Consider the following 18,757-nt stretch of genomic DNA (forward strand, 5'->3'; position numbering starts at 1 on the left):
CCTGCGCGCCGAGCACGGCCATCGCGACGGCCATGTCCGAGGGGTGGGTGGCCACGCATGCCTCGCCCGCCGGCTCATGGGTGGCCCCGAGGATCGCGTGGTAGCGCGCCCAGCCGCCGATCGCCGAGCAGCCGCTGCCCGGCTCGCGCTTGTTGCACGGGGTCGTTCGGTCCTGGAAGTAGGCGCAGCGGGTGCGCTGGAGCAGGTTGCCGCCGGTGGTGGCCATGTTCCGCAGCTGCCCCGACGCCCCCTCGAGCAGCGCCTCGGCGAGCACCGGGTACTCGGCGCGCACCCGGCGGTGCGCGGCGAGGTCGGAGTTGCGCACCGCGGCGCCGATCCGCAGGCCGCCCTCGGTGTCCCCGTCGGCAGGGGCGAGGTCGTCGATCCGGTTCGAGGTCAGGGCGGTGACGTCGACCAGCGTCGTCGGCGACGCGATGCCGAGCTTGAGGTGGTCGATGAGGTTGGTACCGCCGGCGAGGAACGCGGCGTCCGGGTCGGCGGCGACGGTGGCGACGGCGTCCGCGGCGTCGTCCGGGCGGGCGTAGGCGAACGGCTTCATCGGGCGCCCTCCCCCGCGTGGACCCGCTCGATGGCGGTGACGATGTTGACGTAGGCGGCGCAGCGGCAGAGGTTCCCGCTCATCCGCTCGGCGATCTCGGTGCGGTCCAGCGCCGGCGGGGCGGCGACGTCGCCGGACGCGGCGCTGGGGTGCCCCGCGGCGGCCTCGGCGAGCATGCCGACCGCGGAGCAGATCTGGCCGGGGGTGCAGTAGCCGCACTGGTAGGCGTCGGAGTCCAGGAACGCGTCCTGCATCGCGTGCCGCTCACCCTCGGGCGCGAGCCCGTCGGCGGTGGTGATCTCGTCACCGTCGTGGGCGACGGCCAGGGACAGGCAGGCCAGCGTCCGGCGACCGTTGCACAGCACCGTACAGGACCCACACTGCCCGTGGTCGCACCCCTTCTTCGGGCTGGTGGCGTCGAGATGCTCGCGCAGCGCGTCGAGCACGGTGGTCCGGGTGTCGACGGTCAGCGTCCTCGGCCGCCCGTCGAGGGTGAGGGTGAGGGTGGCGTCCACGGCGATCGGATACCCGGATCGACTGCGCTCATGCGCGCGGGGCACCGTGGTGTTGACCCGGTTCTCGCCCACCTGGCGCAGCCCGGCCCGCCGGCGGTGCCCCGCCCCTGGGGCTACCGGCGGACACGCTGGCGGTCCTGTTCGGGGGGCCGGCACCTCATGAGCCAAGGTCGTGACGCCCGTCGATCACGCCGAGCCCGGTGCGGGCACCCCCGAATGAACCCAGACACCAGTGATGCCGATCCGCAGTGCTTGCTGCCTTGGTAGGTCGGGAGTCTCCACCCTGCTCACCGGGCCGGCGCTCATCGTGGTCGCGGCATTCCTCGAGTCGCCGGTTCGGGAGCTGCTGTGGACCGCAGCTGCCCTGATCGACGTCTCCGGGCCGCTCCTCGTTGGCACAGGCGGTTGGCGGATCGCGCCGTCATACTTCGTCGAACGGCACGGTCTGGTCGTCATCATCGCGTTGGGTGAGGCGATCGTGGAGGTCGGCGCCGGAGCCGAGGAGAACCTCGCCCGGCCCGCGGTGCTCGGCGCGGTCGTGCTCGCCGTGCTGATCGCGGCCGGACTGTGGTGGTCCTACTTCGGCTACATCCGCAGCGGTGCAGAGCGCCGGCTGCGGGGCGCCGAGGGCCAGGATCGGGCGCGGCTGGCGCGGGACTCCTACAGCTACCCGCACCTGCCGCTGATTGCCGGGGTCGTGTTCTTCGCGCTCGGCGTGCACGAGGCCGTCGCGGGGGTGGACGAGCCCCTGTCGCCGCTGCCCGCGCCGGCCCTGGCCGGCGGGGTTGCGCTGTTCTTCGCCGCGGACGTCGGCTACCGCTGGCGGGACCACCACCAGCTGGCCACCGACCGGGTGCTCGCTGCGCTGGCCGCGGCCGCGGTCATCCCGCTCGCCATGTTCGCACCCGCGCTGGCCGCGCTCGCGGCACTGACCGTCGTCTGCGCGCTCCAGACTGGATGAGAGCTCTGGCGGCGACCCGAGATCGGGCCTGTCGGCAGCTCCCACTGAGCGAAGGAGGAAGGTCGATGTCGCAGGTGTTTGCCCTCGAAGTCCCCGTGTGGGAGATCCTACTTCGCGCAGTCGCGGTATATCTCGCGCTGGCCGTGCTCGTCCGCGTCGCCGGCAAGCGCGGCCTCGCCCAGCTCAACACCTTCGACCTAGACCGTATGGAGGCCGGCGCCTCGCTCGGAAGTTGGCGCGGGTCACCGTCAGCGGGTGTCGGTGCCGCAATTACGGGAGGCGCCGGTGTCTGGAGAGGGTACGTGGGTCGGGCTCGACGTTCACGCTCGTTCGGTGGTCGGGTCGGCCATCGACGAGGCCAGCGGGAAGATCTCGACGCGGCGGGTCGGGCCGCGGACCGAGCAGGTCGTGGAGTGGGTCCGGAGCCATCCGGGCCCGGTGGCGGCCTGTTATGAGGCCGGCCCGACCGGGTTCGGGCTGGCCAGAGCCCTGACCGCGGCCGGGATCGCCTGCGAGGTGGTCGCGCCGTCGAAGCTGGAACGCCCGTCCGGGGACAAGGTCAAGACCGATCGTCGTGACGCGGAGCGGCTGGCGCGGTTGCTGATGTCTCCAGGGATCGGGGCGATTCCCCCCGACCACGGCAATCCCGTTGCACCCGGGCCCACGCCGATGGCCTGCAGTCGCGCGAACGTGTTCGGGTCCAGGCACCGCTGCATCGCCACCCGCTGTTCGTCGACGAGCCCGGCCGTGCCGAAGACGTAGCTGTTCGCCGGACGCCACTTCCCGGGCATGGTTTGCTAGCACGACTGTAGTACCAAAGGACTCGGCGCTTGCCCAGCGCGAATGTCACGGCGGCACGCGACGAAGGTCGGTACGGCCGCCACCTTCGGACGGAGCCGCACCGGACCGAATGCCGCTGCACCGTTCGGGCGGGTCCGCTGTACTGACCGGGCTCGCGACCTGGGGGGACCATGCAGACGACCGCCGCGCCCGCACCGCCGCCGACACTCGCCGACACGGTGCACCGCTTCGCCCGGCTACCGGTGCTCGCGATCGCCGGGGTGGTCGCGATCGCGCACCTCGTGGCGGCCGGGCTCGGCCGCGGCTACTGGTTCGACGAGCTGCTGATGCTGGTGCTCGGCCGGGACCACCTGGACTGGGGCTCGGCCGACCAGCCACCGCTGGCGCCGCTGCTGGCCGCGCTGATGGACGCGATCGCACCCGGCTCGATCCTGGCCCTGCGCATCCCGGCGGTGCTGGCCACCGCGGCTGCGGTCGTCGTCGCGGCGCTGATCGCCCGCGAGCTCGGCGGCGACCGGCGCGCGCAGGTGCTGACCGCCGGCGCGCAGGCCACCGGACTGTGGGCGACGCTGGCCGGGCACTGGCTCACCCCGTACACACTCGAACCGGTGCAGTGGTTGTTGCTGTGCTGGCTGCTGGTCCGCTGGGTCCGGACCCGCGACGACCGGCTGCTGCTCGGCGTCGGCGTCGTCGCCGGGATCGCCGCCGAGACGAAGTTCCAGGTGCTCCTGCTCTGCGCGGTGCTGGTGCTGAGCGTGCTCGCGTGCGGCCCGCGCGAGCTGCTGCGCCGCCCGCTGCTCTGGGCCGCCGCCGGCATCGGTGCGCTGCTCGCCGCGCCGACGCTGATCTGGCAGGCCCTGCACGACTGGCCGCAGCTGCGGATGGGACCGGTGGTCGTCGCCGAGTCCGAGGCGCTCTACGGCGGACGCTGGGGTGTTGCCGTGCTGATGCTGGTCGGCGCCGGGCTGGCGGGCCTGGTGCTGTCGCTCTACGGCGTCGTGCGGTTGCTGCGCGCGGGGGAGCTGCGCCCATACCGGTTCCTCGGGGTGACCGCCGTCGCGATGTACGTGCTGTTCGTCGTGATCACCGGACGGCCCTACTACCTGGACGGGCTCTACGGCCTGCTCGCCGCGGCGGGTGCGGTGGGCATGCAGCGGCGCCGCGAGGCCCGTCGGGGCGCCGGTACGGGGGAGCCGTCGACGCGCACCTGGTCGCTGAGCTGGGTCGCCTGGCCCGGGTTCACCGCCAGCGCGTTGCTGGCCGGCGTGCTGCTGGTCGGCGCGCCCATGCTCGTCGCACCGGAGGTCCCGGAGGGGATCGTGGCGAAGACCGCGGCCGCCTTCCGGGAACTGACGCCGGAGCAGCAGCGGCGGACGGCGGTGTTCGGACAGTCCTACATCTACGCGGCCTATGTGGACGGCTACCGGGAGCGGCACGGTCTCCCGCCCGCCTACAGCGGCAACCGCAGCTACGGTTACTTCCCCCCGCCGTCCGACGACATCGACGCGGTGCTGTTCCTCGGCTCCGACCCGGAGGGGCTGCGCCCGCACTTCACCGATCTGCGACGGGTCGGCGACGTCGGGGAAGACGCCGGGTTGTGGCTGGCGACCGGGCGAAACGGGTCCTGGTCGGCGGTCTGGCCCCAGCTTCGCACCCTGTCGGTGGGCTGACTGAGCGACCTGCCCTCGCGCATCCGGCGCCAGGTCCAGCTCGCCCGGATGGTGCAGGTCGAGCAGGGCGGGCTTGCGAAGGCCGCGCGGTGGCTGGGCTCCAACGACCAGTTCAAGGCGGTCCGGCTGCAGGTGCGCGATCCGGACGGGAACCTGGTCCTGATACTCACCCGGCCGGCGAAGGCGTTCCGATCGCGTGTCCTCGTGGCACGACCCGACGGCGCCGAGGTCGGCGAGATCCGCCAGGAGAACGTCTTCGGGAGGATCGCGTTCTCCTTCCGGGCCACAGGGGAGCGGTCCGGGGGCGGCCGGGTCGATCAGTGGCCGGTCCAGACCGGGTCCCGTTTCTCGGCGAACGCGGTGACGCCCTCGGCCGCGTCCCGGGACTGGACCGCGACCGTGGCCAGCTCGCTCTGGCGGGCGAAGGCCTCGGCCACCGACCAGTCCGGCGACTCCTCGATGATCTGCTTGCTCACCCGGACCGACAGCGGCGCGTTGGCGGCGATCTCACCGGCCAGGGCGAGGGCCGTGTCGAGTACCTCGCCCGGTGCGGCGAGCCGGTTGACCAGGCCGAACTCGGCCATCCGCGCGGCGGGGACCGGGCTGCCGGTCAGCGCGAGCTCCATGGCCAGGTTGCGGGGCAGGCGCTGGGCGCTCCGTAGCACGCCGCCGGCCGCGGCCACCAGCCCGCGCTTGGCCTCGGGCAGCCCGAACTGCGACTCGGTCGAGGCCACGACGAGGTCGGCGACCAGGGCGAGCTCGAACCCGCCGGCGAGCGCGTGCCCCTCCACTGCGGCGATGAGCGGCGTGGTCATCGGCCGCGCCGTGATGCCCAGCGGCCCGCCCCGCTCGGTGATCGCGACCCCGCCCGCGGCGGCGGCCTTGAGGTCCATCCCGGCACAGAACGAGCCGCCGGCACCGGTGATGACCGCGATCCGCAGCGACGGGTCCGCCTCGACGTGGTCCACGATCTGTTCGAGCAGCTCCGCGGTCCGCGGGTCGATCGCGTTCCGGCGTTCGGGCCGGTTCAGCGTGATCACCGCGATCGGCCCCCGCTTCTCCAGGAGCACCGGCATCGCCGGCGGTTCCGGCAGCGGGCCCGGGGCACGGCCGGTGATGCGCAGGGTGGCCGGGTCGGTGACCTCGACCGGCAGGCCGAGCAGGTCGTCGTGGGCCGCGGCGTCGACGACGTCCTGCTGCCGGCTCCGGACCAGGGCCCGGGCGCCGTCCGGGGTGAGCACGGACAGGATGGCGCCCGACGCCGACCCGTCGCGCCGGTACTGCACCGTGCACGCCTCGAGCACCCCCGGGCCGGCGTAGGACTCGAGTGCCGGACGGCTCGGCGACGGGGCGAGTGCCGGGCGCAGGGACCGGTACGGCCGCTCCGGCGGCTGGGCCGAGAAGATGCCCAGCGCGTGCTTGGTGGCGTACCAGCCCAGTGACGTCGAGAGGCCGTAGCCGGTCGGGTCGGCCCGCAGCCGCGGCACGAGGCTGGCGACGGCGTGCGTGCCGTAGTTGTTGCCGGGCCCGCCGCCGAAGGTCAGCCCGCCGGTCACCGACAGCGGCCGCTCCGGGTCGTCGAGGGGCAGCCCGAGCTCGGTGGCGGCGATCTGGACCGCCGCGGGGAAGCAGGAGTAGAGGTCGACGTGCCGGACGTCGTCCATGCTCAGCCCGGCGTGCTCGAGGGCGGCCGCGCCGATGCCGCGGATCGCCGGGGACGCGGCGAGGTCGCCCCGCTCGGAGAAGAACCACTCGTCGTGGGCGGCCGCCGCGGCGTGCGGGAACACCCAGCGGTCCTGCGGGATGCCCGCCTCCTGGGCGGCGGCGACGCTGGTGACGAGCACCGCCGCGGCCATGTCGACCTGCAGGTTGGCGCAGAGCAGCTTCGGATAGGGCGAGCTGACCATCCGGTTGTCCGGGTCGGGCGTCGCGAGCCGTTCGGCCCCGAACACCTCGGGCAGCCAGGCGTGCTCGTTTCCGGCCGCGATCTCGGAGAACCGGGACCAGAGCCGGGCGAGGTAGCGCGTGTGCTCCTCGGGGGTGGCGCCCGCGCGCGCCCGCAGCGCCGACTCCATCAGCGCGTAGTGCGGGACCGGGATGCTCAGCCCGGCCGCGGTCTCGGCGGCGTTGTTGGGCGCCTTCTCGCTGCCGAGCACCTCGTCGGGCCGCACGTCGTCCGGCTGCTCCGGCCAACCGGTGTCCACCCCGGCCTTCTGCGCGGCGGCCAGCGTGTTGCCCGCCTCGGCCCCGCACACCAGCGCCACCGAGGCGCTGCCCTCGGCGATCGACTGCCCGGCGGCGGCCAGCAGCACGTGCCCGGCGTCGCCTCCGTAGCGCGCCGACATGACGGTGTGGCCCGGGTCGGTCCCGAGCTTCCCGGCGACGGCCCGGCCCAGGTCGCGGTAGTTCCACGACGCGCTGGCGACGGCGTGGATCTCGTCGAGCCGCCCGAGCAGGGCGCCACCGCTGTCGCCCTCGGCGGCGCGCGCGGCCTCCGCGGCCAGCGTCGCGGGGTCGGCCGGGTGCTCCAGGTCCGGCGTCCGGCGGACGACCTGGCCGACGCCGACGATCACCGGCGTGCGCGGGTCCAGCAGCCGGCCGGTCCGGGTGTGACGTACCGGGGCGGCCGCGGCGTCCTCGTCCTGCGGGTCGGTGTCGTCCTGCGGTGCGGCGAGCAGCCCGGCGAGCCGCTGCACGGAGTCGGTCACCGCCTCCTCGAGGCTCTTGAGCACGGTGGCGCCCATCGGACCGGAGACCGGGTCCCCGCCCACCCCGGCCTCGACCCGGACCCGGGACCCCTCGCCGTCGGCCGCCACCGCGACGGACAGCCCGAGTGCGAGCTGCATCGGCCCGGATCCCTGCAGCTCCACCCGGTCCTCGGTGACGTCGGTGACCTCCCAGGAGACGTCGACCGGGATCCCCATCAGCGTCAGCCGCTCGCCGAAGGTCACCCCGGCGACGGCGCCGGAGGGCGGGGTCCCGCGCCAGCCGGCGTGCAGGGCCAGCCAGTCCGGCCACCGCGACAGGTCACCGACCAGGCGACGGGTGGGGCCGGGGGCGGCCGGGACGGCGGCATCCGCGGCGACGGTGCGCTCGTAGCGGTCGGTGCGCTCGGGATCGGTGGACATCGGGACTCCCGTCAGCAGGGAACGGTGGGCTGGCGCCGGATTCAGGCGAGGATCAGCCGGGCCGTGATCTCGGTCATGATCTCGGTCGTCCCGCCGCCGATGCCCAGGATCCGGCTGTCGCGGTAGTGGCGCTCCACCTCCGACTCCCGCATGTAGCCCATCCCGCCGAAGAGCTGGACCGCGCTGTCGACGACCGAGTCGCACGCCGCCACCGCGGTGTTCTTCGCCATCGCGACCTCGGCGAACACGTTCTCGCCCGCCTGCCAGCGGTCGATCACCGCGCGGGTGTAGGTGCGGGCGACGTCGGTCTGACGGGCCATCTCGGCGATGCGGTGTCGCACCACCTGACGGGTCGAGAGCGGGCGTCCGAAGGTCTCCCGCCGGCGCACCCAGTCGATCGTGAGGTCGAGGCAGCGCTGCGCGGTGGCGTAGGCCTGAACGGCCAGGCTGAGCCGTTCGGCGGCGAACTGGCCCATGATCGCGTAGAAGCCGGTGTTCTCCGCGCCGGTGAGGTTGCCGGCCGGGACGCGCACGTCGGTGAACGAGAGCTCCGCGGTGTCCGAGCACAGCCAGCCCATCTTCTGCAGCGGCTCGGAGACGGTCAGGCCGGGCATGTCCCGCTCGAGCAGTAGCAGCGAGATGCCGCCGGCCCCGTCCTCGCCGGTGCGGACGGCCACGGTGAAGAAGTCCGCGCGGGTGGCCGAGGTGATGTAGAGCTTGGCGCCGTTGACGACGTACCCGTCGCCGTCACGCACCGCCCGGGTGGTGATCCCGGCGACGTCCGAGCCGCCCTCGGGCTCGGTGATCGCGAGCGAGATGATCTTGTCGCCGGCCAGCACCGGACGGGCGACCCGCTCGATCAGCGCCGGGTCACCGGCCTCGACCAGGTGCGGGAGGCCGATGCCGTGCGTGTAGAGGGCCGAGGTCAGGCCGCTGGACCCGCCGGACTGGATGATCTCCTCGGCGATCACCCAGGTGTCGATCGGGCCGCCGCCCTCGCCACCGGCCTCCTCGGGGAAGCCGACGCCGAGCAGGCCGGCCTTCGCCGCCGAGGCGTGCAGCGCGCGGGGCACCGCGCCGGCCGCCTCCCACTCGGGGAGGTGCGGCACGATCTCGGCCTCGGTGAAGCGCCGCGCGGAGGCTCGCAGGGCCTTGCGCTCGTCGGTGTCCCAGGCGTCGCTCATGAGGGGGTCCGGCTCCTCGGTCGGTCCAGCAGGTGTCCCCGCACCCGGCGGGGTGATCTGCCAGCATCATGAACGGCACCATTCATCTTGTAAAGTGTCGTTCTAGATCGGTTTGTGGAGGGGCGATGGCGGAACGGGTGTATGCCGGGATGACCGCGCAGGAACGCTCCTCCCGGCGGTTCGAGCAGTTACTGGACGCCGGCCTCGGGGTCTTCGCGGACCGGGGCTGGGCGAACGGGACCGTCTCCGACGTGTGCCGGGTGGCGGGGCTGAGCCCCCGGTACTTCTACGAGCTGTTCGGCAGCCGGGAGGACCTGTTCCACGCGGTGACCGCACGGATCGCCGAGGACGTCCGCGAGCTCGTCCGTCGCGCGGTCTCCTCCGACCCGCCCGCCTCCTCCGACCCGGAGGCCCGGGCGCGGGCGGTGCTCCAGGCGCTCGCCGACTGGTTCACCGCGGACCCCCGCACCATCCGGGTCGCGCTGATGGAGTCCCTGGCCACGCCGGAGTTCCGTGGCCGGCGGCGGGACCTGATCGAGTCGTTCGGCGTGCTGGCCGCCCAGCTCATGCGCTCGCTGCGGGGCCCCGGCGACGGACGCGACCTGACGACGAGCGCGGCGGTGCTGACCGGGGGCCTGGTCGAGGTGCTGATCGGGTATGCCACCGACCCCGGGCCGCCGGTCCCGCTCGACTCCCTGGTGGAGCATCTGACGGCGCTCTACACGGCCGCGGCGCGGATGTGATCGCGCGGACGCTGCGTGGCCCCCGGTGCCGGCCTCTCGTCGCAGAACGCGCGTGCGGCCGGAGAACGCGCACTGGACCTCGCGCGCGTTCTCCGGTGTCGTGCGCGTCTGTCGGGAGCGGGTGCGGGAACGGATGTGGTGTCAGCAGTCCGACCGGTAGCGGGCGGCGGAGTGGCTCTCCTGCGCGATCCGGCGCAGCGCGGCCAGCAGGGCGTCGCCGAGCACCGTCCCGACCAGTGCGGTCTCCGCGGCGCCCTCGCGGCCCGCGTCGGCCTCTCTGTGGGCGACGGCCCGCAGGTCGCCGTCGGCCGCCCGGTCGGCGGCCTCCGCCCAGAGCCGCAGCGTGTCCTCGCCCGGCGCGTGACCGAGCTCGTGCATCCGGGCCAGCACGCTGCGGGCACCGGCGAGGGCCGGCGCCTTCTCCGAGACCCGCCAGCCGGTGTGCGCGGTGATGGCCCGGACGTCGGCCTCGGCCGCGTCGGTGACGTCGCTGTCGGCCTCGGTCCCGCCGGTGCCGGTGATCGCGTAGACGGTGCGGCCGAGCACCCCGTGCAGCCCGGTGTCCGGGTCGTCGACCGCGCCGAGCACCTCCTTGACCACGGCGATCGGCAGGCCGCCGACCTCGACCAGCGCCCGGATCAGCCGGAGCCGGCGCAGGTGGGAGCTGTCGTAGCGGGCCTGGTTGGGGGACGTCGTCGCCCCGCGGGCCAGCAGCCCCTCCCGCAGGTAGTACTTGATCGTCGCGACCGGGACGCCGGACGACCGGGACAGCTCGGAGACTCGCACCTGCGAGAGTTTAGCTATCCGATCCGCGGACGTGATCGACGAGGCCGAGCGACACGGCGTCGGCCGCCGACAGCCAGCGGTCCCGCGCGTCGTCGGGTAGCGCGCGGCCGCAGTAGGTGGCGGTCAGCGTGTCGATCTCCTCGCGACGCCGGGTCAGGTGGTCGGCGCGGACCCGCACGTCGCCGGGGTGGGCGCCGCGCGCCTGGCCGTCGGCGGACGGGAGGAACGCCGCGTGCGGCAGTGCGAACCGCTTCCCCGCCGTACCGGACGCGACCAGGAACGGCACCGGACCGGCCAGCGACCCGATCGCGACGGTGACGACGTCGACGCCCAGGGCGCGGATCGTGTCGTGCACGGCCATCGCCGCCACCGGCGAGCCGCCGGGGGAGAGGACCTGCAGGGTCATCTCGCGGCGCGGGTCCTCCGCGGCGAGCAGGATCAGCCGGGCGCAGGTCTCGGCGGCGACGTCGTCGTCCAGCTCCCGGGCGAGCAGCACGATCCGCTCGCCCAGGAGCCGGTCGGCGAGTTCGGACGTGGTGGACAGGGCAGGCATTCGGGCCTCCGTTCGCTCGGTCTCGAGTACCGACGCTAGGCCGCGGCCCGCCCTCCCACCTGCGATTACGCTGTCGGCGGACCGGTTTCGCCGACAGCGAGCTTCGGCTCCCACAGCTCGGGCCGGTCGGCCAGCTTCAGCGGCAGCCCGAAGTACCCGAAGAGATCCTTGTTGAGGAAGATGCTCAGCCCGGTGACGAGGCCGTCCTCGATCCGCAGGGCATGGATGCCCCAGGCCTCGAACCCGCCGTCCGGCCCGGAGGGCTTCCACTGCGCGAACCCGAGCGTGCCGTTGATCGCGACCGGGGCGACCCGCGAGCCGCGGCAGGCCTGGCCGGGGCCGGTGGCCATCCAGGCGATGACGTCCTCCCGGCCACGGAACCACAGCTCCAGGGGGGGCATGTTCTGCTCGACGTCCTGGTGCAGCAGCGCGGTCAGCGCCTCCATGTCGAAGGCCTCGAACGCCGCCATGTAGCGCATCAGGAGCTCGGTGTGCGCCGTGTCCATCGACGGCGCGGTCCCCGGAGCGGCCTCCGAGATCCCCTGCTCGCCCAGCGTCGCGCGGGCCCGCTGCAGGGCGCTGTTCACCGAGGCGACCGACGTGTCGAGCAGCGCGGCGACCTCGGCCGCCTTCCAGCACAGCACCTCGCGCAGGATCAGCACGGCACGCTGCCGGGCCGGCAGGTGCTGCAGCGCCGCGACGAACGCCAGCCGGATCGTCTCCCTCGCGATCGCCTTGTCGGCCGGGTCTCCGGCCGGGGTGGAGACCCGCGCGTCGGGCATCGGTTCCAGCCACTCGGCGTCCGGCAGCGGCTCGCGCAGCGACTCCGCGACCGGGGCGCCGGGGCCGCCGACGTCCATCGGCACCGCGCGCCGCTTGCGCCCGTTCAGCGCGTCGATGCAGACGTTGGTGGCGATCCGGTACAGCCAGGACCGCAGCGACGACCGGCCGTCGAACTTCGCCAGCCCCTTCCACGCGCGGACCATCGTGTCCTGCACCGCGTCCTCGGCCTCGAACGCGGAGCCGAGCATCCGGTAGCAGTAGCCGGTCAGTTCCCGCCGGTGGTCCTCGAGCCGCAGGTCCAGCGGGCGGTTGTCGACGCCTCCGGCCTCGTCGAGTCCGGAGCCGGTCCGTGCCGGTGCGCTCATGGGTCCCCCTTGCGGGCTCGGACGTCGGGTGGGCCGGTCGGACCGGCCCCGTCGTGTGCGTGAGTGTGCCGTGCATCACCGACAGTTCGGGAGCCCTTTCCGGTGAACGGACCGCGGTAGCGGTCGACGGCCGGTGGTCGGGCCCGCTCCCGGAGGTCGCCCGGCCGCGTGCTCGATGACCATCGGCGGGGGACGTGGGATGCTCGGAGGCGGCGCACCGACGGCCTCCCGGGGCGCTGGCCCGGTGTGGCACAGCTGGATGGCCGGAAGGCACGGAACGAGGGATGTCGGCGACGGTCGGGAACGACACGGGTGACGCCCGCCGCGCCGGACTGCGCCGGGCCGGGCGCCGGCCGGTGACCTCGCGGCCGGAGATCGAGCACATCGCGCTCGAGATGTTCAGCGAGCAGGGGTTCGAGCACACCACCGTCGACGACGTCGCGCACGCCGCGGGCATCGGCCGCCGGACGTTCTTCCGCTACTACGCCTCCAAGAACGACGTCGCCTGGGGCAACTTCGACGAACAGCTCGACAGGATGCGGGAGGTGCTCGCCGCGCAGCCGGCGGGACTGCCCGCGCTGGAGGGGATCCGGCGGGCGGTGCTCGATTTCAACCGCGTCGAACCGGCGGAACAGCCGTGGCACCGCAGGCGGCTGCGGCTGATCCTGCAGACCCCGGCCCTGCAGGCGCACTCCACGCTGCGCTACGGCGCCTGGCGCCAGGTCGTCGCCGACCACGTCGCGCTGCGGCGCGGGGAACCGGCGTCGGCCCTGGTGCCGCAGAGCGTGGGGCATGCCTGCCTGGGGGTCTGCATCGCGGCCTACGAGCGCTGGCTCGCCGACGACGCCGCGGAGCTCACCGACCTGCTGGACCGGGTCTTCCGCTCGCTGGAACGCGGGTGGGGCACCGAACTGGCCTGAGCGCCGACCCGCGCGGTGTGCCCGGCCCACCCGGTGCCCGGTGCGGTACCCGACCGGGCGGCTCCGTTCCCTTTCGCGCGATCCGCAGAGGTCGGTGACCCCGTGCCGGACGCCGGGTCCGGACGCGCCGCGACGGCGCCCCGCGGGTCGCGGGACGCCGTCGCCGGGGGTGTCAGCGGGTGGTGCCGAACAGCCGCTCCCAGAGGCTCGGCTTCTCGGTCCGCTCCGGGGCGGAGTTCTCGTCGGCGCCCGCCGGGGTGTCTGCGGGAGCCGCCTGCGGCTCCGGTGCGGTCGCCTCTCCCGGGACGGCCGGCACCGCGGCCTGCGCGGGCACCTGCGGTGCGGCCGGGGCGACGGCCTGGGCCGGGTCCTGCGGTGCTGCCGGGGCCGTGCCCGGAACCTGCGGTGCGGCCGGGGCCTGCGCGGCGTCGGCCGGGTTCGGCACGGCCGGGCCCTGCGGGCCGTCGGCGGCCTGCTGGGTCGCCGGCTGCTCGGCGGCGGTGGGGCCTGCGGCACGGTCCGGGCCGGGGTCTGCGCCGCGGGAACCTCGGCGGCCGAGGCCGTGCCCGGTACGGGGGCGGCGGCCGGGACCTGCGGTGTGGCCGGGACCTGCGGTGCGGCCGGCGCGGCCGGAGCGGCCGGCGCGGCGGGCACAGCCGGTGCGGCCGGCGCGGCGGGCACAGCCGGCGCGGCGGGCACGGCCGGAGCAGCGGGACCCACCGGGGCGGCGGGCGCGGCCGGGGCAGGGGGAACCGCGGGGGTGGCAGGTGCCGCGGGAGCCGGGGCGGCCGGAACGGCGGGCGCCGCCGGGGGAGCCGGGGTTGCGGGGGCGGCTCCGTCCTGGGGACCGGCCGGGGCCTGCAGGTCGGCCGGGGCACCGGGAACGGCGGGAACCGCGGGTGCCGCCGGGGCCTCGGGCGTACCCGGCCCCGTCGGTGCGGCCGGCAGCTCCCCGGCCTGCGCGTCCGCCACGGTCGGGGCGTCGGCCGGCTCGGCGGCGATGTTCCCCCCACCGAACAGCGTGTCGAAGAGCCGGTCCAGCGGGCCGTCGGCAGGTGCCGCCGGTACGGCGGTCGCCGCGGGCACGACGGCGTGCGTCGCTGCCGGCTCGGCCGCGCCGGCCACACCGGCGCCGTACACGCCCAGCGTGCCGATCATGAGGGTCAGGGCGAAGGACGTGGTGACTCGGGATCGCACGATCTCTCCAGTTCGCGGGAGTTCCCGCCGGTGCTGGCGGACGGCGCAGAGCTTGCGGTGACCAGCGGTGATGCACCAGTGACCCGATCGTGGCCACTCCCGCCCCACCGGCCCCGGCGGTCACGCACCGACGATCACGGCCGGTGTCGAGTCCCGGAACGGGCGACCACGAACGGTGGGTGCGACCGGGATCCGGGGCTCGTCACCCCCGTCCGCCACCCGGAACGGGGGTCCTCGGCGGCTCGACGGTCACCCGTCGGCGTGGAGATGGCGTCGTCATCACCCGTCCGGGGTGCCGGTGACCGGCCGTGTCCGGAACTCGGCGAACATCTCACGCTGCGCTACAACGCCGGGCCGGGTGTGACGCATGGGGTGGCGGGGCCACGAGTGGTCACCCGGCGTCGCAGGCGCGCGGCGGACGCGGTGCGAGCGGCCGGCGACCCGAGCGACTCGGCCGTCCGGGGCGTGCGTGGTAGCGTCCGCCCCGGTTGCAGTCGTTCTTCTCCCGATCGCCGTGAAGCGTCCGTGTGAAGTTGTGACGGTGGGCTTCGCCGCTGATACGGATGTGTCGTCGACGGTGCCCACGCAACCTCCGGGCCCTTGCTGTGAGGACCCGGAACCGCTCCATTCGAGAAGGACACAGAGCTATGCCGCAGGGCACCGTCAAGTGGTTCAACGCCGAGAAGGGCTTCGGCTTCATCGCCACCGACGACGAGGGACCGGACGTCTTCGTCCACTACTCCGCCATCGAGGCCAACGGCTTCCGCACCCTGGAGGAGAACCAGCGGGTGGACTTCGAGTCCAGCCAGGGGAAGAAGGGGCCGCAGGCCGATTCGGTCCGCGTGATCTGACTTCCGGACGGGGCATGACCCCGTCCGCGTGAACCGGCGCCGGCACCCCTCGGGTGTCGGCGCCGTTCTCTGTTGCGGGCCCGGCGGATCAGCCGAACGCCCGGGGCGTGTCGAGCGGTGCGACGACCGGTGTCGCGGCAACTGCTCCGGAGGTTGTCACCGCCCGTCGGTCCGCTCCGGCCGGTCGTCGGCCGGTCACCGGCCGTTCCTCCGGTGTGCGGTCGGGTCCTCCCGCTCGTCTCCGGCGCGCGTGCCCTCGCCGCGGCCCCCTCGCGAACGCGTCACCGACACCTGCATCCTGGTGTTGCACTTCACAGGACGGCCGGATGGCCGCGTCTGGCAGGAGTCAGCACACACGGAAGGAAGTGGGGACGGATGTCCTGGTGGGACAGCTACCGAGCCGTCTACGGCGCGGAGCTGCGGGCTGCCGCGCGTGAGTACGTCGACCACGGCTGGCCGCTCGTACCGGGCCCCGGAGCGGAAGCCCTCCTCGCCACCGGCGACGTGCTCGACGTCGTCGAGGTGCCGGCCGAGACCGGCCGCCGGGTGTGCCGCACGCTGCGCGAGGCGGGCGAGGTCGTCCCGGTCGCGGCCACGCCGGAGGGGACCTGGTGGTTCCCGATGACGTCGCGGCACGCCCTGCCGGCCGAGCTGAGCCTGCACGCGGACGTCGTCCTGCACACCGACGGGATCGGGGTCGTCGCCCCGCCGACGGAGCGGCCGGACGGCTGGGTGCAGTGGCGGGTCGCGCCGTCCCGGGTCGGCTACCGGGTCCCGGACGCCTCGGTCGTGGTCGATGCGGTGTGCGAGGCGGTCCGACACCGCGGTGCCGCCACCGCGGCGGACCTCGACGTGGGTGCCGAGGGGTCCGCGACCCGGGTCTCGGCCCTGCGCTAGCCACACACCGCGCCGCCCGGCCGGACGGGCACTATGGAGAGGTGCACACCTCGCGCGCACCGGAGCGGCCGGGCCCCTCCGGCCCGGCCACCGGCTCCACGACGACCGTCCCGGAACGGGGCCGCAGCGTCGGCGCCGCCCCGTCCGTCCCGCTCGGCGGCTTCGGCCCCGGTGACGAGCAGAAGCGGCGCGACCTGCGCCGGATGAAGGCCGTCGCCACCGGGTTCCTGATCCTGGCCACCGTGGTCTTCCTGGTCGCGAAGTACCTGGAAGACGTCCAGGGTCTCGGCTGGGCCGCCTACCTGCGGGCCAGCGCGGAGGCCGGCATGGTCGGCGCACTGGCCGACTGGTTCGCCGTCACCGCCCTGTTCCGGCATCCGCTGCGGATCCCGATCCCGCACACCGCGATCATCCCGCGGAAGAAGGACATGATCGGCGACAGTCTCGGCGACTTCGTCGGCGAGAACTTCCTGTCCGAGACCGTGGTGCGGGACAAGCTGGACCGGGTCGGCGTCAGCGACCGGGTCGGTGCCTGGATCGGCGAGCAGGGGAACGCCGACCGGATCACCACCGAGCTGGTCACCGCGGCGCGGGCGGTGGTGACCGTGCTGCGCGACGAGGACGTGCAGAACGTCGTCGAGTCCGTCGCCGTCCGCAAGCTGCTGGAGATCCCGGTCGGCCCGCCGCTGGGCAAGGCCCTGCAGGGTGTGCTGGCCGACGGGGCGCACCGCCGGCTGGTGGACCTGGTCTGCGACCGCGCCTACGACTGGGTCGCCGACAACCAGGAGATGGTGCTGCGCGTGGTGCACGAGCGTGCGCCTGCGTGGAGCCCCCGGTTCGTCGACGACATGATCGCGGACAAGGTGTTCGCCGAGATCCGCGGCTACGCCTGGGCGGTCAAGACCGATCCCCAGCACCCGCTGCGGCACGCGGTCGACCGCTACCTCGCCGAGTTCGCCCAGGATCTGCAGCACGACGAGACGACCATCGAGCGGGCCGAGCAGGTTAAGCGCCAGGTCGTCGAGCACCCCGAGGTGCAGCACTTCATCGGGCGCGCGTGGACGGTCGTCAAGGGCATGGTGCTCGACGCCGCCGAGGACCCGTCGAACGAGCTGCGGCTGCGCGTGCGGGACGGCCTGATGTCCTTCGGGCGCCGGCTGCGCAGCGATGCCGAGCTGCGTGGCAAGCTGGACGGCTGGCTGGCCGGTGCCGCGTGCTACGTCGTACGGCACTACCGGCACGAGATCACCACGCTGATCACCGAGACGGTCGCGCGCTGGGACGCCGAGGAGACCTCGCGCAAGATCGAGCTTCAGGTCGGCCGGGACCTGCAGTGGATCCGGATCAACGGCACGGTCGTCGGCGCGCTGGCCGGCCTGGTCATCCACTCCGTCGGCGAGCTGCTGATCTGACCCGGCCGGCGCCCGGTCGTCATCCGCCCGCCACCACGCCGTCACGAACGTGGCGCATGCCACGCGACCAGCGCTAGCTATGTGCTTGCAAGAGCTAGCGCTGGTCCGTACGGTCAGTGGTGTCCGTCAGGGAACGGATCGATCGGAGGTGAGGCGGATGGCTCCGGAGCGGAGCGCCGGGCGCGACCCGGGCGAGCGGCACGGACAGCCCGCCGAGCCGGCCGAGCGCGTCGGGCAGGCCGTCGACCAGGTCGGCCAGGTCGTCGGACAGGCCCAGCAGGTCGTCGGGCACGCGGTGGAGGACATCGGTTCCTACATCCGCTCGCAGCGGGAGGCCGCACAGGTCTCCATGCGCCAGCTGGCCCGGTCCGCCGGGGTGAGCAACCCCTACCTGAGCCAGGTCGAGCGGGGGCTGCGCAAGCCGTCCGCGGAGATCCTGCAGCAGATCGCGAAGGGCCTGCGGATCTCGGCCGAAGCGTTGTACGTCCGGGCCGGGATCCTCGAGGAACGCCCGGCCGGGCGGGTCACCGACGCCGTACTCACCGATCCGACCCTCAACGAGCGGCAGAAGCGCGTGCTGCTCGACGTCTACGAGTCCTTCCGCCGGGAGAACGATCTCCCGGACGACACCCCTACAGCAACCCAGACGAGTTCATCCCAGACGAGGAAGTGATCTGACATGGCCGTGAACCTCCCGACCAGTGCCGACGTCCGCAAGGTGCGCGAGCAGGCCACCGAGCAGGCCGAGGTCGCCCGCACCCCGCTGATGGCGGTCCTCGGTGTCGGCGACTACGCCTACACCACCGTGACCAGGGTCGTCACCGACGCCCGCACCGAGGCCACCAAGCGCGCCGAGGAGGTCCAGACCCGCGTGCAGGAGCTGCCGCAGGAGGTCAAGGATCTGCGCGGCAAGCTGAGCTCGGAGCACCTGCGCAAGCAGGTCGAGGAGTTCCGCAGCGACGTCGAGGGCGTCTACGTCGGCTTCGCCCAGCGCGGCGAGAAGGCCTGGGGCAAGCTGCGCAAGCAGCCGCAGGTCAAGCAGGCCATCTCGACCGTCGAGGACTTCACCGAGAAGTTCGACGCCCGGGTCGACGAGTTCGTGGACGAGACCCACGACGTCGCCGAGAAGGCCCTGGGCACGGTCACCTCGCAGACCCGCTCGGCCGGCGAGAAGGTCGCCCGCTCCGCGCAGTCGGCCGCCGGCCAGGGTGCCGAGGCCGTGACCGAGGCGGGCAAGGACGCCGCGAAGGCCATCGACGAGGCCGGTGACGAGGTGGCGAGCAACGCCCGCAGCACCGCCCGCAAGACCGCGGCGAAGACCGACCCGAAGACCGGTACCGGCGTCAAGGCCACCTCGGCCGGCAAGCCGGCCGCGCGCCGTACCGGCAACGCGTCGACCAAGAAGTGAGTGCGGCCGGGCGCACCGCCCGGT

The 18,757-nt window shown here is 73.9% G+C and carries 18 protein-coding genes; 10 read left to right on the forward strand and 8 right to left on the reverse strand.

Translation table 11 applies throughout. The features are described 5' to 3' along the window. Both ACLFMI_RS21875 and ACLFMI_RS21880 read right to left on the reverse strand, forming a co-directional pair. On the reverse strand, positions 1-559 hold a 559-nt coding region (locus tag ACLFMI_RS21875), incomplete at its 3' end, for an FAD binding domain-containing protein (RefSeq protein ID WP_410949801.1). Further along, complete coding sequence (locus ACLFMI_RS21880; RefSeq protein WP_410949802.1) at positions 556-1,074, reverse strand: 2Fe-2S iron-sulfur cluster-binding protein; 519 nt, start codon at positions 1,072-1,074, stop codon at positions 556-558. The genes ACLFMI_RS21875 and ACLFMI_RS21880, both read right to left, overlap by 4 nt. Positions 1,075-1,309: 235 nt before the next feature. On the opposite strand from ACLFMI_RS21880, the gene ACLFMI_RS21885 reads away from it, so the two are divergent. From ACLFMI_RS21885 to ACLFMI_RS21895, 3 genes are all read left to right on the forward strand, one after another. After that, on the forward strand, positions 1,310-2,035 hold the full coding sequence (locus ACLFMI_RS21885) for a low temperature requirement protein A (RefSeq protein WP_410949803.1): 726 nt from the start codon (positions 1,310-1,312) through the stop codon (positions 2,033-2,035). Between the two features lie 285 nt (positions 2,036-2,320). Then, the gene (locus ACLFMI_RS21890) at positions 2,321-2,797 is read left to right on the forward strand and encodes an IS110 family transposase (RefSeq protein WP_458788595.1); all 477 of its coding nucleotides are present in this window, start codon (positions 2,321-2,323) and stop codon (positions 2,795-2,797) included. Between the two features lie 209 nt (positions 2,798-3,006). After that, entirely contained in the window at positions 3,007-4,506 is a 1,500-nt protein-coding gene (locus ACLFMI_RS21895; RefSeq protein ID WP_410949805.1) for a glycosyltransferase family 39 protein, read from the forward strand. 317 nt (positions 4,507-4,823) lie between these two features. Here ACLFMI_RS21895 and ACLFMI_RS21900 read toward each other — a convergent pair whose 3' ends face one another. After that, entirely contained in the window at positions 4,824-7,634 is a 2,811-nt protein-coding gene (locus ACLFMI_RS21900) for a type II toxin-antitoxin system Rv0910 family toxin (protein ID WP_410949806.1), read from the reverse strand. A 41-nt stretch (positions 7,635-7,675) separates the two neighbouring features. Further along, the gene (locus ACLFMI_RS21905; protein WP_410949807.1) at positions 7,676-8,818 is read right to left on the reverse strand and encodes an acyl-CoA dehydrogenase family protein; all 1,143 of its coding nucleotides are present in this window, start codon (positions 8,816-8,818) and stop codon (positions 7,676-7,678) included. A 125-nt stretch (positions 8,819-8,943) separates the two neighbouring features. On the opposite strand from ACLFMI_RS21905, the gene ACLFMI_RS21910 reads away from it, so the two are divergent. Further along, positions 8,944-9,561, forward strand: coding sequence for a TetR/AcrR family transcriptional regulator (locus ACLFMI_RS21910; RefSeq protein WP_410949808.1), 618 nt, complete (start codon positions 8,944-8,946; stop codon positions 9,559-9,561). 141 nt (positions 9,562-9,702) lie between these two features. Here the strand turns inward: ACLFMI_RS21910 and ACLFMI_RS21915 are convergent, their stop codons facing one another. From ACLFMI_RS21915 to ACLFMI_RS21925, 3 genes are all read right to left on the reverse strand, one after another. Next, on the reverse strand, positions 9,703-10,347 hold the full coding sequence (locus ACLFMI_RS21915; RefSeq protein ID WP_410949809.1) for a MerR family transcriptional regulator: 645 nt from the start codon (positions 10,345-10,347) through the stop codon (positions 9,703-9,705). 10 nt (positions 10,348-10,357) lie between these two features. Then, the gene (locus ACLFMI_RS21920) at positions 10,358-10,900 is read right to left on the reverse strand and encodes an ATP-dependent Clp protease proteolytic subunit (protein ID WP_410949810.1); all 543 of its coding nucleotides are present in this window, start codon (positions 10,898-10,900) and stop codon (positions 10,358-10,360) included. 65 nt (positions 10,901-10,965) lie between these two features. Then, positions 10,966-12,048 carry a sigma-70 family RNA polymerase sigma factor gene (locus ACLFMI_RS21925; RefSeq protein ID WP_410949811.1) on the reverse strand — a complete coding sequence of 361 codons (1,083 nt, stop codon included), beginning with the start codon at positions 12,046-12,048 and terminating at the stop codon, positions 10,966-10,968. Between the two features lie 284 nt (positions 12,049-12,332). On the opposite strand from ACLFMI_RS21925, the gene mftR reads away from it, so the two are divergent. Then, positions 12,333-12,968: a mycofactocin system transcriptional regulator gene (gene mftR, locus ACLFMI_RS21930; RefSeq protein ID WP_410949812.1), complete on the forward strand. Its 636-nt coding sequence runs from the start codon at positions 12,333-12,335 to the stop codon at positions 12,966-12,968. A 172-nt stretch (positions 12,969-13,140) separates the two neighbouring features. On the opposite strand, the gene ACLFMI_RS21935 is transcribed toward mftR, so the two are convergent. Next, positions 13,141-13,413, reverse strand: a complete 273-nt coding sequence (locus ACLFMI_RS21935; RefSeq protein WP_410949813.1) for a hypothetical protein — start codon at positions 13,411-13,413, stop codon at positions 13,141-13,143. Between the two features lie 1,399 nt (positions 13,414-14,812). On the opposite strand from ACLFMI_RS21935, the gene ACLFMI_RS21940 reads away from it, so the two are divergent. From ACLFMI_RS21940 to ACLFMI_RS21960, 5 genes are all read left to right on the forward strand, one after another. After that, positions 14,813-15,016, forward strand: a complete 204-nt coding sequence (locus ACLFMI_RS21940; protein WP_410949814.1) for a cold-shock protein — start codon at positions 14,813-14,815, stop codon at positions 15,014-15,016. Positions 15,017-15,391: 375 nt separating this feature from the next. Then, entirely contained in the window at positions 15,392-15,913 is a 522-nt protein-coding gene (locus ACLFMI_RS21945) for a hypothetical protein (RefSeq protein ID WP_410949815.1), read from the forward strand. 41 nt (positions 15,914-15,954) lie between these two features. Further along, complete coding sequence (locus tag ACLFMI_RS21950; RefSeq protein WP_410949816.1) at positions 15,955-17,325, forward strand: DUF445 domain-containing protein; 1,371 nt, start codon at positions 15,955-15,957, stop codon at positions 17,323-17,325. 157 nt (positions 17,326-17,482) lie between these two features. Then, positions 17,483-17,998, forward strand: coding sequence for a helix-turn-helix domain-containing protein (locus ACLFMI_RS21955; protein WP_410949817.1), 516 nt, complete (start codon positions 17,483-17,485; stop codon positions 17,996-17,998). 6 nt (positions 17,999-18,004) lie between these two features. After that, positions 18,005-18,733: a hypothetical protein gene (locus tag ACLFMI_RS21960; protein ID WP_410949818.1), complete on the forward strand. Its 729-nt coding sequence runs from the start codon at positions 18,005-18,007 to the stop codon at positions 18,731-18,733. The last annotated feature ends 24 nt before the right edge of the window (positions 18,734-18,757 follow it).

Origin of the sequence: Pseudonocardia nantongensis (assembly GCF_046546495.1) — a bacterium.
In the GTDB taxonomy this organism is placed as follows: domain Bacteria; phylum Actinomycetota; class Actinomycetes; order Mycobacteriales; family Pseudonocardiaceae; genus Pseudonocardia; species Pseudonocardia nantongensis.